Annotated in this window: 14 protein-coding genes; 5 read left to right on the plus strand and 9 right to left on the minus strand. The window is 60.3% G+C overall.

Features of this window, described 5'->3' with window-relative positions:
• Positions 1-31: 31 nt before the first annotated feature.
• The 5 genes from KHO07_RS09540 to KHO07_RS09560 all read right to left on the minus strand — a co-directional run bounded on the left by KHO07_RS09540 (position 32) and on the right by KHO07_RS09560 (position 6,185).
• Complete coding sequence (locus tag KHO07_RS09540; RefSeq protein WP_212627035.1) at positions 32-1,309, minus strand: OprD family porin; 1,278 nt, start codon at positions 1,307-1,309, stop codon at positions 32-34.
• A gap of 37 nt (positions 1,310-1,346) precedes the next feature.
• Positions 1,347-2,681 carry an MFS transporter gene (locus tag KHO07_RS09545; protein WP_150736296.1) on the minus strand — a complete coding sequence of 445 codons (1,335 nt, stop codon included), beginning with the start codon at positions 2,679-2,681 and terminating at the stop codon, positions 1,347-1,349.
• A gap of 194 nt (positions 2,682-2,875) precedes the next feature.
• Positions 2,876-4,075, minus strand: a complete 1,200-nt coding sequence (gene fdhA, locus KHO07_RS09550; protein ID WP_212627036.1) for a formaldehyde dehydrogenase, glutathione-independent — start codon at positions 4,073-4,075, stop codon at positions 2,876-2,878.
• A gap of 55 nt (positions 4,076-4,130) precedes the next feature.
• Entirely contained in the window at positions 4,131-5,198 is a 1,068-nt protein-coding gene (locus tag KHO07_RS09555; RefSeq protein WP_212627037.1) for an aromatic ring-hydroxylating dioxygenase subunit alpha, read from the minus strand.
• Between the two features lie 33 nt (positions 5,199-5,231).
• Positions 5,232-6,185 (minus strand): PDR/VanB family oxidoreductase, encoded by a 954-nt coding sequence (locus KHO07_RS09560; protein WP_212627038.1) that lies wholly within the window; start codon positions 6,183-6,185, stop codon positions 5,232-5,234.
• Positions 6,186-6,448: 263 nt separating this feature from the next.
• Between KHO07_RS09560 and KHO07_RS09565 the strand changes: the two genes are divergently transcribed.
• The 3 genes from KHO07_RS09565 to KHO07_RS09575 all read left to right on the plus strand — a co-directional run bounded on the left by KHO07_RS09565 (position 6,449) and on the right by KHO07_RS09575 (position 10,142).
• Positions 6,449-6,919: a MarR family winged helix-turn-helix transcriptional regulator gene (locus KHO07_RS09565; protein ID WP_150735244.1), complete on the plus strand. Its 471-nt coding sequence runs from the start codon at positions 6,449-6,451 to the stop codon at positions 6,917-6,919.
• 169 nt (positions 6,920-7,088) lie between these two features.
• Positions 7,089-9,128, plus strand: a complete 2,040-nt coding sequence (locus tag KHO07_RS09570; RefSeq protein WP_075948008.1) for an NADPH-dependent 2,4-dienoyl-CoA reductase — start codon at positions 7,089-7,091, stop codon at positions 9,126-9,128.
• 87 nt (positions 9,129-9,215) lie between these two features.
• Positions 9,216-10,142 (plus strand): pyridoxal-phosphate dependent enzyme, encoded by a 927-nt coding sequence (locus KHO07_RS09575; RefSeq protein ID WP_212627039.1) that lies wholly within the window; start codon positions 9,216-9,218, stop codon positions 10,140-10,142.
• 55 nt (positions 10,143-10,197) lie between these two features.
• On the opposite strand, the gene KHO07_RS09580 is transcribed toward KHO07_RS09575, so the two are convergent.
• The 3 genes from KHO07_RS09580 to KHO07_RS09590 form a co-directional block, all read right to left on the minus strand.
• Positions 10,198-10,755, minus strand: a complete 558-nt coding sequence (locus KHO07_RS09580; protein ID WP_150735241.1) for a cytochrome b — start codon at positions 10,753-10,755, stop codon at positions 10,198-10,200.
• 195 nt (positions 10,756-10,950) lie between these two features.
• On the minus strand, positions 10,951-11,778 hold the full coding sequence (gene phnX / locus KHO07_RS09585) for a phosphonoacetaldehyde hydrolase (protein ID WP_150735240.1): 828 nt from the start codon (positions 11,776-11,778) through the stop codon (positions 10,951-10,953).
• Between the two features lie 63 nt (positions 11,779-11,841).
• A complete protein-coding gene (locus KHO07_RS09590; RefSeq protein WP_212627040.1) occupies positions 11,842-12,951 on the minus strand; it encodes a 2-aminoethylphosphonate--pyruvate transaminase in 1,110 nt (369 codons plus the stop codon).
• 109 nt (positions 12,952-13,060) lie between these two features.
• Between KHO07_RS09590 and KHO07_RS09595 the strand changes: the two genes are divergently transcribed.
• A complete protein-coding gene (locus tag KHO07_RS09595; RefSeq protein WP_212627041.1) occupies positions 13,061-13,924 on the plus strand; it encodes a LysR substrate-binding domain-containing protein in 864 nt (287 codons plus the stop codon).
• 122 nt (positions 13,925-14,046) lie between these two features.
• Here KHO07_RS09595 and KHO07_RS09600 read toward each other — a convergent pair whose 3' ends face one another.
• Complete coding sequence (locus KHO07_RS09600; RefSeq protein WP_150735237.1) at positions 14,047-14,919, minus strand: LysR family transcriptional regulator; 873 nt, start codon at positions 14,917-14,919, stop codon at positions 14,047-14,049.
• Between the two features lie 268 nt (positions 14,920-15,187).
• Here KHO07_RS09600 and KHO07_RS09605 point away from each other — a divergent pair, with 268 nt between their 5' ends.
• The gene (locus tag KHO07_RS09605; protein ID WP_212627042.1) at positions 15,188-16,513 is read left to right on the plus strand and encodes an MFS transporter; all 1,326 of its coding nucleotides are present in this window, start codon (positions 15,188-15,190) and stop codon (positions 16,511-16,513) included.
• Positions 16,514-16,559 lie beyond the last annotated feature (46 nt).

The following is a 16,559-nucleotide window of genomic DNA, read 5'->3' on the forward strand; positions in this document are numbered from 1 at the left end:
GCATGAGGGCAGACATGTTTCCTGCTGTCAGTCACCAGACCTTGATTGTGTAGTCGACGTTGATCCGGGTTTCATTGTCACTGCGGAATGTCGAGGCTGCACTTTGCTCATTTCGGTACAACGCATGGCGAATGCGCAGTGCGAGGTTCTTGGCCGGGCCTGACTGTATGACATAGGCCAGCTCCAGATCTTTCGACGATTCCGTCAGGTTGCTGCCCCCCAGATGAGGCAGGTCGATGTGGCTGCCCCTCAGATAGCGGGCCATGCCGGTTAGCCCCGGCAGGCCTACAGCGGCGAAGTTGTAGTCATAACGCGCTACCCAGGTCCGCTCCTTGGGGTTGACGAAGTCTGCACTCATGGTGCCGTCGCTGAGTACCGTTGGCTCCCCACCGGCAATGTAGGCCATCGCCGTGTCGCCCGTCAGATACATGTAGCCCAGGCCCAGGGTGTGGGCTGCGATCTGGTAGCTGAACATGGCACCGGCGTTGAGGTTGTCCACCTTGCCGGCTTCTGCCCGACCGTTTTCCCGGCTGCTGTAGACCCGCACGTCGGTCTTCAGTTTGCCGGGGCCGAGTGGGAGCAGATGGATGCCTCCCGCAAAGTCCTGGGTGTAGATGTCCTTCAGTTCGGCGTGAAAATAGCGCAGCGTCAATGTGTCGGACCAATGATAGTCGCCGCCGACGAAGTCAAAGCGTTCGGAACTGGCGCCAGGTTTGAAACGGCCATTGGGCGACGCCAGTGAAATGGGTTGATAGTCGGTGGAGTCGCGCAGGTTCACTCGATCCATGCGTCCGGCGTGCAGCGTGAGGTCGTCCAGGTCTTCGGAAGTCGCGTAGGCGCCGCGAAAGGATTGCGGCAGCAACCGCGCAGGACTCGCGTTGATCACCGGCAGAGCAGGGAACTGCGTGCCAATGGATAGGCGGGTCTTGGAGATCTTCGTCTTGAGCGCCACGCCCAGCTCGGAATATTCGTCTGCTGCCTCTCGGGTCCTCGGGTTGAAGGGCAGCAGTTGAGTGCCGGTTCGATCAGGCGATGAGTCCAGCTTGAGCCCCAGCATGCCCGTCAGGTCCAGGCCGAAGCCGACCGTCCCGTCGGTGAAGCCGGAATTGGCTTTGAAGATGAATCCCTGGGCCCACTCGCGAGCGGCCGAATAAGGGCTGTCGCCCTTGTAATCTCTGTCCAGATAGAAATTGCGCGTGGTCAGGGTAGCGCTGCTATCGTCCACGAACCCTGCGTAGGTGGTGGAAGAGGCGCAGGCTATCGCGATGCCCAGGCAGTAGCGCCAAGGGCATTCAGTGGTTTTTTGCATGTGATGTGTCCTGCTTTTATTGTTATGGACGGTCGATTCAGGCGTTGCCGACAGTGTTCAGCTGGAGCAGCCGCTGTGGCTTCAACAGCCAGACGGCGAGCGCCGCGAGGACAAAGGACAGGGCAAATAGCAGGTAAAGATCGGCAGGCTGCCACTGCGCATCGATCAACCGGCCAGCCACCAATGGCGAGAGAATCGCCCCGGCGCGACCAATGCCGATGCCCCAACCCAGGCCAGTGACGCGCTGAGTGGCGTTGTAGATGCTCGGAGTAAGGGCATAGAGCCCGGCGACGCAGCCGTTGACAAAAATTCCAATCAGCAGCACCAGGGCGAAGGCCAGGTTCAGGTTGGCAGTGAATTGCACGAAGACTGCCAGCAGGACCGCATTGACCAGCAGGTAGGCCATGAGCACCCGGGACAGACGAAAGCGCGCCGCCAGCAAACCGATCAGCGAGGTGCCGAGAATGCCGCCAACGTTGAGTAACACACCGCCAGTGATTCCCTGGGTATTCGACAGACCGGCCGAAACCAGCAGCCTCGGCGTCCAGCTCATGACGAAATAGAAACCGAACATCACTAGAAAGAAGGCGGTCCACACCAGCAAGGTTGAGCGGAGCAGGGCTGGCGAGAAAAGCTCGGCAAAGGTGGCGCGTAGTGGTTTCCTGGATTCGCGCAATGCCTCGGGCAACCGCTCAAGGGAAGTGATCGCTACGCGTTGCAGCACGGCATTGATACGATCCAGCGCGCGCCGGGGTTGGCGTGACAGCAGGAAAGCCAGGGACTCGGGCAACCAGAATGCAAGGATCGGCAAGGTCAACAGCGTCGCTACGCCACCGTAAAAGAACACCGAACGCCAGCCCAGGGATGGGATGATCTGCGCCGCGATCAGGCCGCCGATCGTTGCGCCCAGTGCGTACGCTGTGGACTGCAGGCTGATGGCCAGACTGCGCCATTTTTTGTTGGCGTACTCCCCGGCGATAACGTAACTGCTGGCCAGGATGCCACCGATGCCAAGTCCGGTAATCAGGCGTAATACGGCCAGCATTTCGGGAGATGTCGCCCGGGATGACGCCAGCATGCCGAGCCCCGCAATGCCGACACACAGCAAGATCAGCGGCCGTCGCCCAAAACGGTCGGCCCAGGGGGCGATAAACAACGAGCCGATAGCCATTCCGACCAGCCCGGCGCTGAGCAGGTAGCCGAGGTGAGTGCCGCTCAGGCCCCAGTCGGCGGAAATGGAAGCGGCGGTGAATGCCATCACCAAGACATCGAAGCCATCCAGCATGTTGATCAGAAAGCAGAGCGCAATCACGCCCCACTGGAAACTGACCATGGGTTTTTCGTCTAGCTGTTGCCCAATCGACTGGCTCATGGCGTCAGGCTCCGAGGCTGTTGATAGGGGGTTGGGGGGGAACGACGGGCAGCCGAAACCGCCCCGTCGAGCAGGGATTGAAGTGAGTACATGTCGATACCTTCTTGTTTTTGTTGGTCAGTGGAGCATGCAAGGTGCCCCGGAGCCGGCGACTCGGCTCCGGAGTGGCCTGAGTCGGCCGGGAAATCCAGGGTTCAGGTCGCGCTGAATATTTTGTGTGGATCAATGACGAATTTCTTCGGCACGCCTGCATCGAACTCGCCATACCCTTCCGGCGCCTGGTCCAGGCTGATCACCTGCACGCCCACCACTTCGGCGATGTTGATGCGATCCCACATGATCGCCTGCATCAGTTGGCGGTTGTACTTCATGACCGGGGTCTGGCCGGTGTGGAAGCTGTGGGATTTGGCCCAGCCGAGGCCGAAGCGGATGCTCAGGCTGCCCATTTTCGCGGCAGCGTCGACAGCGCCCGGATCTTCGGTGACGTAGAGGCCCGGAATACCGATTTTGCCGGCCACGCGCACCACCCCCATCAGCGAGTTGAGCACGGTGGCCGGGGCTTCGTGTTTCACACCGTCATGGCCGTGGCCGCGGGCTTCGAAGCCCACGCAATCGACTGCGCAATCCACTTCAGGCTCGCCCAGCAATGCGGCGATCTGTTCGTGCAGCGGCGCGTCTTTCGACAGGTCGACGATTTCAAAACCCTGGGCCTTGGCGTGGGCCAGGCGGATGGTGTTGACGTCGCCGATGATCACCACGGCTGCGCCCAACAGACGGGCCGATGCGGCGGCGGCCAGGCCGACCGGGCCTGCGCCAGCGATGTAAACGGTGCTGCCCGGGCCGACGCCGGCAGTGACGGCGCCGTGGTAGCCGGTTGGCAGGATGTCGGAGAGGCAGGTCAGGTCGCGGATTTTCTCCATGGCCTTGTCGCGGTCCGGCAGTTTCAGCAGGTTGAAGTCGGCGTACGGCACCAGCACGTATTCGGCCTGGCCACCGGTCCAGTCGCCCATGTCGACGTAACCGTAGGCGCCGCCGGCGCGGGCCGGGTTGACGGTCAGGCAGACACCGGTGTGTTGCTCCTTGCAGGAACGGCAGCGCCCGCAAGCCACGTTGAACGGAACGGACACCAGATCGCCGATTTTCAGGTTCTCGACGTCGCTGCCCTTTTCGATCACTTCACCGGTGATCTCATGGCCCAGCACCAGGCCGGTTTGCGCGGTGGTACGACCGCGCACCATGTGCTGGTCGGAGCCGCAAATGTTGGTGGAAACCACTTTGAGAATGACCCCGTGCTCGATCTTGCGACCGCGCGGGTCCTGCATTTTCGGATAGTCGATTTTCTGTACTTCGACCTTGCCAGCGCCGAGATACACCACACCACGATTGCCAGACATGTTTTATTTCCTTGAGGAGGTTTTTGTTATGTAGCGGTAGCCAGTGCAGCTGCATTCAAGCGCTGGATTGGCGCAGTTGCTCGATGATGCGGCGGGCGCGATTGGCACCGACATCAACGTGTATGTCGATCATCGGGCGCGCGCCGAACCGGCACATGTTCTGGTACTGGGCTTCGATGACTTCCTTGTCTTCGTCGAAGGTCAACACCGTTTGCTCAACGACCTTGGCTTTGATGACTTCAGGATCGCTTTCGGGGTTGGTGGCAATGGTCCAGAAGTAATGAGTGGTGGTTTCGGTCTCTGGCGTGACCCCGTGGAAGCCGCGCATATGGAATCCACCGCGATCAGGGTCATTGAGGTCATCCGTGCCGGCATTCACGGCACCGGTCCAGATGCGCAGATGACTGACGTGAAATTCGATTTCCTGCCAACGGTCAACGGTGCCTTTGAAGGGGTAGGCGGCGGTGTAGGTGGGTGGTGGCACAGAGTCCGGCATGTGGCGCACGACCCGCACCACGTCACCTTCACTGTCCACACTCATCCGGGCATTCATGTGGATGCTGGCGTTGCCGCCGATGGTGCGCAGGTGGACATAGCCCAGATGGCTCAGGTCCATGAGGTTGTCGTGAATCAGCTGATAGGGCGCGTTGTAGTGGTACACGCTGCCGTCGAACAAATACTTGCCGCTGCTGTGCACAGAGTAGGTCGGCGGTTCGCAGTTCGGCTCGGACTGAGCCTCGCTGCCAAACCAGATCCACACGATCTGGTCCTGCTCGCGTACGTGATAGGCGGGCACTTTGGCCTTGCTCGGAATTTTCTCCTGGCCAGGGATTTCGACGCATCTGCCGTGTTCGTCGAACAGCAGGCCATGGTATCCACAGCGAATGCCCGTTGCTTCGAGCGTGCCGTTCGACAGTGGCAGTGCCCTGTGGCAGCAGCGATCTTCCAGCGCGGCGACTTCGCCGTTGGTTTTGCGAAACAGCACGACAGGTTTGCTCAGCAGTGTCCGGCCCACGGGTTTGTCCTTCAACTCCCAACCCAGCGCAGCGACGTACCACTGGTTCAGGGGAAAGTCAGGCAAGGCAGGCGCTGGAATTTCTTCGGCAAGCGTTTGGATGTTCATGGTGTTCTCCAGGTTTTTATCTTGTTGTTCGATTCAGAGATCAAGAACCAGGCGTGATGATTTGGCGCGAGAGCAGCAAGGGGTAAAGCGGTCGTTTGCGGCGTGTTCGGCGACTGTCAGAAACTGGTCCCGGTGCTCGGGAATGCCGCTCAGTACACGGGTTACGCAGGTGCCGCAGACGCCTTGTTCGCAGGATGACTCGATCTCTATGCCGGCTTCGTCCAGCACTTCGAACACCGTGCGTTCGGCCGGAATCTGAAAAATTCGGCCACTGTGTGCCAGCTCGACTTCGAAGGGCGTATTGGCGCTTTGATCGACAGGGTCTGCGGCGAAGAACTCTTTATGAACGCGGTCCTGCGACCAGCCGGCGTTCTGCGCTGCATCGAGGATGTAGTTCATGAAACCGCCGGGCCCGCATACATAAAGATGGGTGCCTGCGTCTGGTGTGGCGAGCAAGGCTGGCGCATCCAGCTTCTGGATTGGCGAACCGCTGTCGTCATGAAGCTTTATGCGATCGGCAAAAGGGGTTTGTGCAAGCATCGCCACGAACGCCGCGCGGTCGCTTGATCGAAAGCAGTAATGCAACTCGAAGTCGGCTCCCAGGTGCGATAGCTCATAGGCCATGGCCAGCATCGGCGTGATACCGATACCGCCGCCAAACAGCAGATGGCGGTTGGCTGAGTGATCCAGCGGGAAAAGGTTGCGAGGATGGCTGATGCTGAGCGTTTGCCCCGACCGTATTTGCTCGTGCATGGCCTTGGAGCCGCCTCGGGATTGCGGGTCCTTGAGCACGCTGATCAGGTAGCGGTGGCGTTCCCTGGGATCGTTGCACAAGGAGTACTGCCGGGTGAGGCCGTCGGCAATGTGAATGTCGATGTGGGCTCCGGCTTCGAACGCGGGCAGCGTGCTGCCATCCACGGCAGATAATTCGAAACTGCAGATGCCTTCGGCTTCGTCTGCTTTGCGGGTGACGTTGACTTGAAGCATGACTTGTCCCTCCACACTGAAGTGGCTGCTGAAAAATACTGATCAAAGCTTTGGCTGCAGGAGGGGTCAGCCGGGCGCTTGTTTGTGGAGGGGGATCGAATTGAAAGGGTTCATGACCAAGACCTGATAATTATTTTTATGAGTCAGGGCGACGACATATCATGCAAGTCATCACCCGTGACGTTCGGCAGAGAAATCCTCCGATTATTTAGTTGCGGTGTCAACTAATATTCAAGTCCTTGCCGATCCAAGGTGTTCGCTCAATGTCCGCAGAATCCCAACTGAACCTCACTCGCTATGTCCCCGCACTGCTGAATTTTTTGTCCAACAAGCTTTCTTCCGGGGCGTCGCAGTGCTATCGCAAGCATTTCGGCATCGGTGTGGTCGAGTGGCGAATGCTCTCGATGCTCGCCGTGGAAAATGACATCACCGCCAATCGAATCTGTCAGACGATCGGGCTCGACAAGAGCGCGGTCAGCCGTTCACTGCAGTCGCTGGAAGCTGCAGGGCACATTCGCAGCCAGGTCGATTCAAAGGACGCCCGGCGTTACACCGTCAGCCTGACTGACAGCGGAAAAGCGCTACACGGTCGGGTGCTCAAGGTGGCGCTGGAGCGCGAACGGCGGCTGCTCAGCGGGCTCTCTGCCGCGGAAGTGGACACCTTGATCGAACTGTTGGGCCGCCTGCATGCGCAGGTATCCAACGTGAACGACTATGATCCGGTAGACGCTTGAACCTGCGCATCGATGCCTGATGTGGCGTGGGTCACTGCACATTTTGATCATTAAGTTGTCAGTTTCGGTCATTGAGCGTCCGCTGGACTGCTCATAGTCTGTAGGCCATGACAGAGGGGCGCCAAAGAGCGCCCACATTTATCCGTGATCGCTCGTTGTGGAGTTACCGATGACCGCCGCTCATTACCCGCACCTGTTGGCCCCGCTGGACCTGGGTTTTACCACGTTGCGCAATCGCACCCTGATGGGCTCGATGCACACCGGGCTTGAAGAAAAACCAGGTGGTTTCGAGCGCATGGCGGCGTACTTCGCCGAACGTGCCCGGGGTGGGGTTGGCCTGATGGTCACGGGGGGTATCGGCCCGAACGACGAGGGCGGTGTGTACTCTGGCGCCGCCAAGCTGACCACCGAGGAAGAAGCGCTCAAGCATCGGATCGTCACCCGCGCGGTGCACGAGGCGGGCGGCAAGATCTGCATGCAGATTCTCCATGCCGGTCGTTACGCCTACAGCCCGAAGCAGGTCGCGCCAAGCGCCATCCAGGCACCGATCAACCCGTTCAAGCCGAAAGAGCTGGACGAGGACGGCATCGAGAAGCAGATCCGCGACTTCGTCACCTGTTCGACCCTGGCGCAACAGGCCGAGTACGACGGCGTCGAGATCATGGGGTCCGAAGGTTATTTCATTAACCAGTTCCTCGCCGCCCACACCAACCACCGCACCGACCGTTGGGGCGGCAGCTACGAAAACCGCATGCGCCTGCCGGTGGAAATCGTGCGCCGGGTGCGGGAAGCGGTGGGGCCGAACTTCATCATCATTTTCCGGCTGTCGATGCTCGATCTGGTCGAGGGCGGCAGCACCTGGGAAGAAATCGTGCTGTTGGCCAAGGCCATCGAACAGGCCGGTGCGACGATTATCAACACTGGCATCGGCTGGCACGAAGCGCGGATTCCGACCATCGCCACCAAGGTGCCGCGTGCGGCATTCAGCAAGGTCACGGCCAAGCTGCGTGGTTCGGTGAACATTCCGCTGATCACCACCAACCGCATCAACACCCCGGAAGTGGCCGAGCAGATTCTGGCCGATGGCGATGCCGACATGGTTTCCATGGCGCGCCCGTTCCTCGCCGACCCGGACTTCGTCAACAAGGCGGCTGAAGGCCGCGCTGATGAAATCAACACCTGCATCGGCTGCAATCAGGCGTGCCTGGATCACACCTTCGGCGGCAAGCTGACCAGTTGCCTGGTCAACCCTCGCGCCTGCCACGAAACCGAGCTCAACTACGTGCCGGTCAAGCAGATCAAGAAAATCGCTGTGGTCGGTGCCGGTCCTGCGGGCCTGTCCGCCGCGACCGTGGCGGCCGAGCGCGGCCATCAGGTGACGCTGTTCGATTCGGCCAGCGAGATCGGCGGTCAGTTCAACGTGGCCAAGCGTGTGCCGGGCAAGGAAGAGTTCTTTGAGACCTTGCGTTATTTCGGCCGCAAACTGCAGACCACAAACGTCGAGGTATGCCTGAACACTCGCGTGGACGTGGCGAAACTGGTCGAGGGCGGTTTCGACGAGATCATTCTGGCGACCGGCATCGCGCCAAGAACCCCGGCAATTCCGGGCGTTGAGAACGCCAAGGTCTTGAGCTACCTGGACGTGCTTCTGCAGCGTAAACCGGTAGGCAAGCGCGTTGCGGTGATCGGCGCTGGCGGCATCGGCTTCGACGTCTCGGAATTCCTGGTGCATCAGGGGCAGGCTACCAGCCTGAATCGCGATGAGTTCTGGAAAGAGTGGGGCATCGACACGCACCTGGAAGCGCGCGGCGGTGTCGCCGGCATCAAGGCCGCGCCTCATGCACCGGCCCGTGAAGTGTTCCTGCTGCAACGCAAGAAATCCAAGGTCGGCGATGGCCTGGGCAAGACCACCGGCTGGATTCACCGCACCGGTCTGAAGAACAAGCAGGTGCAAATGCTCAACAGCGTCGAATACCTGAAGATCGACGACGAAGGCCTGCACATTCGCATCGGCGAAGACGGCGAGCCGCACGTGTTGCCGGTGGACAACATCGTGATCTGCGCCGGTCAGGACCCATTGCGCGAGTTGCAGGATGGCCTGGTAGCGGCGGGGCAAAACGTGCACTTGATCGGCGGCGCGGATGTCGCGGCTGAGCTGGATGCCAAGCGCGCGATCAACCAGGGCTCACGGTTGGCCGCCGAGTTGTAATCCACCCAATTGCGGTGGCGAGGGAGCAAGCGCCCTCGCCACCGTTTGATTGCTAAGATGCCGGATCTCCATCCGGAAGCGGCATTGATGCTTTTTTCTCCCAACGACTGGCCTCCCCAAGTCCCCCTCGAACCCCTGTCTCTCGACTGGCTCACAACTGCCCATGTCGAAGTCGCCCTCTTGCGTCTGGACCAGATCGACCCACTGATCAGCGGCAACAAATGGTTCAAGCTGATCGAACACCTCAACGTCGCTGAACAGTCCGGCGCCAAAGGCATCATCAGCCTCGGCGGGGCGCACTCCAATCATCTGCATGCACTGGCGGCGGCCGGCAAGCGATTCGGGTTTTCCACGGTGGGCCTGTTGCGTGGGCATTCTCAGGAAACACCCACGGTAAAGGACTTGCAGGCGTTCGGCATGCAACTGCATTGGCTGGGTTATGGCGGTTATCGGGCGCGGCATGAAGCCGGTTTCTGGTTGCCGTGGAAAGCCCGGTACCCCGACCTGCACCCTGTGCCCGAGGGGGGCGGTGGGTTACTTGGCGCGCGTGGCTGCATGCCGCTCAAGGATCAGGTTTGCGAGCACTTGAGCGGCCTGGGCTGGAGCGATTACGACGGTTGGTGGCTGGCCTGCGGGACCGGTACGACGCTGGCGGGCCTGGTGCTTGCCGAAGCGGGCGAACGCCCGGTTTACGGGGCGTTGGCGGTGCCGGATGACCATGGCGTGGCGCAGCAGGTCGACAGTATTGTGACGCAAGCGGGGCTGAGCGATCCGGCCTATGAGCTGATCGATGCCTGCCGTGGTGGCTTTGCCAAGGTTGATCCGCGGTTACTTGAGTTCATCGAACAGGCCGAAAGTGCCAGCGGCGTTCCTCTTGAGCCGCTGTACACCGGCAAGGCGTTGCTGGCGCTCAGGCAGCAGGTCGAAGCAGGCAGATTCAAAAAGGGCACACGCCTGATCTTCGTTCATACCGGCGGCTTGCAGGGGCGGCGGGGGTTCAATTCTCAACCCTGAATATTGTCATCAGTCCTGTAGGCGCGAGCCTGCTCGCGCCTACAGGGGCCACACCTCAGGTTCGGGTTACCCGTTTTGGCATCATCCGCAACAAGGTGTTATCACCCACCACATAATGGTGATAAAGCCCGGCCACGGCATGCAGGCCGATCAGCCAGTAGCCGATGGTGCCACCGAGTTCGTGCCAGCCTTGGAGCTCTTTGGCCAGTTCCTTGTTCTCGCTGATCAACAGCGGCAAGTCGAAACCGTAGAACATCACTTGTTTGCCTTTGGCACTGGTGACCAGCCAGCCAAAAATCGGCATGGCGATCATGAAAATGTACAGCGCCCAGTGCATCAGCCTGGCCAGCATTAACTGCCAGCGCGGCGACGCCGGGAGGATTTGCGGAGCCGGGCCGAGGCTGCGGGCTAACAGGCGCAACCAGACCAATACGAACACAGTCAGGCCAAGCATGAAGTGGGATTCGACGATCAGCGTTCGCCCGCCACTGCCCTTGGGAAAGAGGCCGCGTAATTCTATGCAGGCATAAACCAGTGCCAGTAAAACCAGCATTAACCAGTGCAACGTGATCGACACGGTGCTGTAGCGCGAAGCGGAGTTTTTCCACGGCATTCGGTATTCCTCTGAGGCCCGGTTTTAAGCGACCGTTCTTGATCGACGGTATGCCTTAACTGTAATCCGGTTTCAGTGGAGTTACCTTAAGCTCAGGGGTGCAGGTTGCTGTGTTCAGCTAATTGACAACAAATCGCATCGCCCCCTGTAGAAGCGCTTGCGGTAGCTCCTGCAGGGGGCGGTGTTGTTAGCCAATCAGTGGGTTTGCGGCATCTCGCCTTGGGCCAGCCGCTTGTTGATGTCGGCGATCACTTGCGGCAAGTCGGTGATGGTGTCGATCATGTAGTGCGGACGCGAACCTTCGAACAGTGCGTGAATGCGTTTGCGCTCGCTGGCCAGTTCGTCGCTGGCGAGGGCGCGATAACCCTCGTAGTCCAGGCCCAGTGCGTTGCCCGAGCAGATCAGCGCCACGGTCCACATCCCGGCACGACGTCCTTCGAGAATGCCCGGCACGGTGTCGTCGATCTTCACGCAGGCCGCGACGTCGTCGATGCCCAGGGCAATCACGTTGGCCAGTGCCTGGGCCGGCCATGGGCGGCCATTCGGCACTTCGTCGGTGGCGACCACGTGGTCGGCGATGTAACCGTTGGTGGCGGCCAGTTCGACGACTTTGTCCATGACTTGCTTTGGATAGCCGGAGCAGGAGCCGATCTTGATGCCCTGTTCGCGCAGGTTGGCAATGGTGTCCAGAGCGCCGGGAATCAGCGCCGAGTGCTCGGCGATTTTCTCGATCTGTAGCGGCATGAAACGCTGGTAGATGGCGGTCACGTCATCGTCGGTCGGCGTACGGCCGAAAACTTTGCGATAGCGCTCGGCAACTTGCGGTTGATCACACAGGGTGCGGATGTGATCCCACTTGCCCATGCCCATCGGGCCACGGGCTTCCTCGATGGAGACCTGGACATCGAACTCGGCGAAGGCTTCGACGAAGATCTGCGTCGGGGCAAAGGAACCGAAATCGACGACGGTGCCGGCCCAGTCGAGGATGGCGGCTTGCAGTTTGGTTGGGTTGGTGTAGTTCATGGCAAATATATTCCTGTAAGAACGAGGGAATCAGGCGTTCGATTACCTGTGGGAGCGGTGGACTTAAATCTCGAGCACTTCCATCTCGCGCAACACTTCGCCGATGGCGGCTACGGCTTCGCGCATTTCGTCTGGCTGGACGTAGCCAATGCAGCCGACACGGAAGGTTTCGACCTGGGTCAGTTTGCCGGGGTAGAGGATGTAACCCTTGGCCTTGACCCGCTCATAGAACTCCTTGAACTGGTAGCGCGGATCTTTCGGCGCGTGGAAGGTGGCGATGATCGGCGCCTGGATCTCGGCCGGCAGGAAACTGCGCAGGCCCAGCTTGCTCATCTCTTCCATCAACGCCTGACAGTTGGCGGCGTAGCGCTTGTGTCGGGCCGGCAAGCCGCCTTCTTCGTTGTATTGCAGCAGGGCTTCGTGCAACGCCGCGACCACGTGAGTCGGCGGGGTGAAGCGCCATTGGCCGGTCTTGGCCATGTAGGTGTGCTGGTCATACAGGTCCATCGCCAGCGAATGCGAGTTGCCGGCAGCACTGGCCAGGGATTCTTTGCGAGCGAAGACAAACCCCATCCCCGGTACGCCTTCCAGGCATTTGCCCGAGGCGGCGATCAGTGCATCGAACGGGATCTGCTGAGCATCGACAGGCAGCGCACCGAAGGAACTCATGGCATCGATGATCAAGCGTTTGCCATGTTGCGCAATGACCTGGGCGATTTCCGGCAGCGGGTTGAGGATGCCGGTGCTGGTTTCGCAGTGAATCAGTGCAACGTGGGTGATACCGGCGTCGGCCCGCAGCAGGCGGTCGACATCGGCGGCGGTGGTCGGTTCGTCTTCGGCGGTTTCGAAGGTACTGAACGAGCGGCCGAGTACTTCGCAGATCTTTGCCAGGCGCTTGCCGTAGGCGCCGTTGATCAGCACCAAAACCTTGCCATCGCGAGGCACCAGCGTGCCGATTGCCGCTTCGACCGCGAAGGTGCCGCTGCCTTGTAAAGGCACGCAGTGGTGGGTGGCGGCGCCGTTGATGATCGCCAGCAGTTGCTCGCAGAGGCTGGCGGTCAGTTGATTGAAGCGGTCATCCCACGAACCCCAGTCAACCATCATTGCCTGACGGGTTCGGGCCGACGTGGTCAACGGGCCAGGGGTGAGCAGGATGGGGGCGGCAATACTCATTCTCGTGTCCTCGCAATCGATGGGATGAAGCGTTGGTGCCTAAATTGCAATTTGCCGGGTTATCAATCAAATTGTTTGTTGTTATGCCAGCCATCAGTGAGGGTTATTCATGAACCTGTTCCAGCTCCGCGCTTTCGATGCCGTGGCCCGTGAGGGCAGCTTTACCCGGGCGGCCGCGCGCCTGTTCATCAGCCAGCCGGCGGTGACCGGGCACATCAAGGCGCTGGAGGAGCACTACCAGATCACCCTGTTGCGTCGGACTGCCCGACGGGTGGAATTGACGGAGGAGGGCACCAAGCTGGCGGCGATCACCCGGGCGATGTTCGGCCTGGCCGAAGAGGCGCAGGTGATGCTCGAGGCCAACCGGCAGTTGTTGACCGGGCGCCTGGAGGTGGCGGCGGATGGCCCGCACATGGTCATGCCGATGCTGGCCAGCCTGCGTGCGCGTTATCCGGGGATCACCGTGAATTTGCGCCTGGGCAATGCTCAGGAAACCTTGGCGGCGTTGTTGTCCGAGCATGCCGACGTCGCGGTGTTGACCGAAGTCGAGCCGCGCAAGGGCCTGCATTTGCAGGCGCTGAGTGAGTCACGCATTTGTGCGTTGGTGCCCGATGGTCATCCATGGGCGCAGCGATCCAGGGGCGTGCCGCTCAAAGAGCTGGATCAGGTGATCATGGTGTTGCGTGAACCGAGTTCGATCACCCGGCGTACTTTCGATGAGGCGTGTGCCCAGGCCAGGGTCAATCCACGGGTGTTGCTGGAGCTGGACAGTCGCGAAGCGGTGACCGAGGCCGTGGCGGCGGAGTTGGGTGTAGGTGTGGTGTCGTCGGTGGAAGTCAGCCATGACCCACGGGTAGCGGCGGTGCCGATCATTGGTGAGGGCTTGGTGAACCGGCACATGATGGGGTGCATGGAGCGGCGGCGGGATTTGCGCCTTATTCAGGCGTTTTTCGGATTGGCGACAGGCAAGTAGACCGAGTCGCCTGCATTCGCTAGCCGGCTAGCTCCCACTAGGGATTTGCATCTTCCACAGATTTTCAGGACGACACAGCACCATTGTGGGCGCGAGCCTGCTCGCGAAGACGCCGGGCCTGCCTACACCAGACTCTCGCGCACCATTTGCAGAAACGTCGCCACCACCCGCCGCGAGCTCTGCTCGCGCAAGCACACCAGGGTTTCTGTCAGCCGGCGTTTGCAATCGGTGATCGGCAATGCGCAGACCCGTGAATCCGCACCAAACTCGGCCGCCGAAACGACACCTACACCAATCCCCACCACCACCGCCTCCCGCGCCGCTTCACGACCTTCCACTTGAATCGCCGGGCGAATACGAAACCCCGCGCCGGCCATTTCTTCTTCCAGGGTCTGACGCGTCACCGAACCGATTTCCCGCAGTACCAGCGGCGTGTCGTCGAGGTCCGCGAGGGTGATGGACTCGCGGTCCGCCCATGGATGATGGCGGGATACGAACGCCACCATCGGGTCATTGCGCAGCGGCAACGAAAGCAAGCGCTCATCGCTGACATCGCGCCCCAGCAACGCCAGATCGGCTTGATAGTTGAAGAGCCGGAACAGCGACTCATCGGTGTTGCCGGTCTCGATCTTCACGCTGATGCCGGGGTAGCGCTCACAGAAGCGGGCGATCTGCGGCAACACATGGACCGGCGCGTCCACCGCCAGAATCAGGCTGCCGGTTTGCAAGGCCTGGGAGTCCTGTAACAGTTCCTGGGCTTCGGCTTCGATCACGAACAATTTCTGCGTCACGCCGAGCAGGCGTTCGCCCAAATCAGTCAGGCGCACCGAACGCTTGTTGCGATGGAACAGCAACACGCCGTAGCGCTCTTCGAGTTTGCGCACTTGGTCGGAAATCGCCGGTTGCGTCAAAAACAGCCGCTCGGCGGCTTTGGTAAAGCTTCCATGCACGGCCACGGCATGGAAGGCTTTGAGCTGGGCGTGGGAAACCGACATGGGAATCTCCAGTAACAAGCTGAGCTTATTTTTGAAATACGATAAATCGATTTCACTTATTAATCAGTAATTGTTTTTATCCACCTCAGCCCCGGTGACTGTTCAGTCGAACAGCAGCGGGTGCCATGAGTCTGTGCGTGCATCAACAGGACTCATCTGACCGGAATCGCCCACAGGGACAAGGCGATTTCGCAGTGCTCAACAATAAAAACACAGGCGTTTTCTTCAAATTCTGCCGGCACACTCACACCCTGAGGTCAGAACCACAATGAACAAGCACATCGGCACCATCAAGCGTTGGCGCGTGCAGATCTTCGCGATCACCTGGCTCGCCTACGCCGCTTTCTACTTCACCCGCAAAGCCTTTTCGGTCGCCAAACTCGGTATTGGCGAAGACCCGACGTTCATGCTCGACAAAATGACCATGGCCAACCTCGACGCCATTTACCTCACCGCCTACGCCATCGGCCAATTCACCTGGGGCATCCTGGCCGACCGCTTCGGCCCAAGGGTTGTGGTACTCGGTGGTTTGTTGATATCGGCAGCCGCCGCGCTGGTGATGGGCAGTTTCGCCACGCTACCGATCTTCGCCACCTGCATGCTGATTCAAGGCCTGGCGCAGTCCACCGGTTGGTCGGGGCTGTGCAAGAACCTCGGCAGTTTCTTCCCCTCGGAGCAACGTGGGCGTGTATTGGGCTTATGGAGCTCGTGCTACGCCTTTGGTGGTCTGGTGGCGTCACCGTTTGCCGGTTGGTGGGCGTACACGCTCGTCGGCAGCTGGCATGCGGCGTTCATTTCCAGTGCGGCGGTGGTAGGGCTGGTTGCTGTGCTGTTTTTTATTTTCCAACGCAACAAACCGGAAGACGTCGGCTTGCCGGCGGTGGAACCGGAACCCGAGTTGACCGCCGAACAAGCTGAGGCACAAAGCAAAGTCAGCATGTGGGTGCCATTGAAGGAAATCCTGCGCAACCGCACGGTGCTGGTGCTCGGGTTGGCGTATTTCATGTTGAAACCGGCGCGCTACGCGATTCTGCTGTGGGGCCCGGTGATTGTTTTCGAACAGATGCCTTCGGTGGGCAAGGTCGGTGCGGCAATCATTCCCACCGCGTTTGAACTGGCCGGATTACTCGGGCCGATCCTGATTGGCCTGGCCTCGGACAAGCTGTTTGGCGCCCGGCGCATGCCGGCCTGCGTGATCAGTCTGTTGGCGCTGACCGTGTCCCTGGCGTTTTTCATGGGCGCCCTGCATACCGGTAGCGTGGTATTGGTGGTAGCGCTGTTGTTCGTCATGGGCCTGACTCTTTACGGGCCGGACTCGATGATCAGCGGCTCGGCCGCCATCGACTTCGGCACTGCCAAGGCGGGTGCCACGGCGGCCGGTTTCGTCAACGGCTGCGGCTCGGTCGGGGCGATTCTTGGCGGGTTGCTGCCGGGCTACTTCGACACCGTGACCGTGTTCATCGTCTTCGCCGGCTGCGCGATGTTCTCCGCACTGGTGTTGATCCCGTTCTGGAACAGCCGCCCCGGTGGCATGGGCACTCACTTTGCCTACGTGCCCAATCAAGCGATGACCATCAAACCCTTGCGTACCTGAATCCTGTCCCTCGTCGCCTGCTGCGTCTGCGGCAGGCTGGCGTGCG

The sequence above is a fragment of the Pseudomonas sp. PP3 genome (assembly GCF_905336995.1).
Classification (GTDB): Bacteria; Pseudomonadota; Gammaproteobacteria; order Pseudomonadales; family Pseudomonadaceae; genus Aquipseudomonas; species Aquipseudomonas reinekei.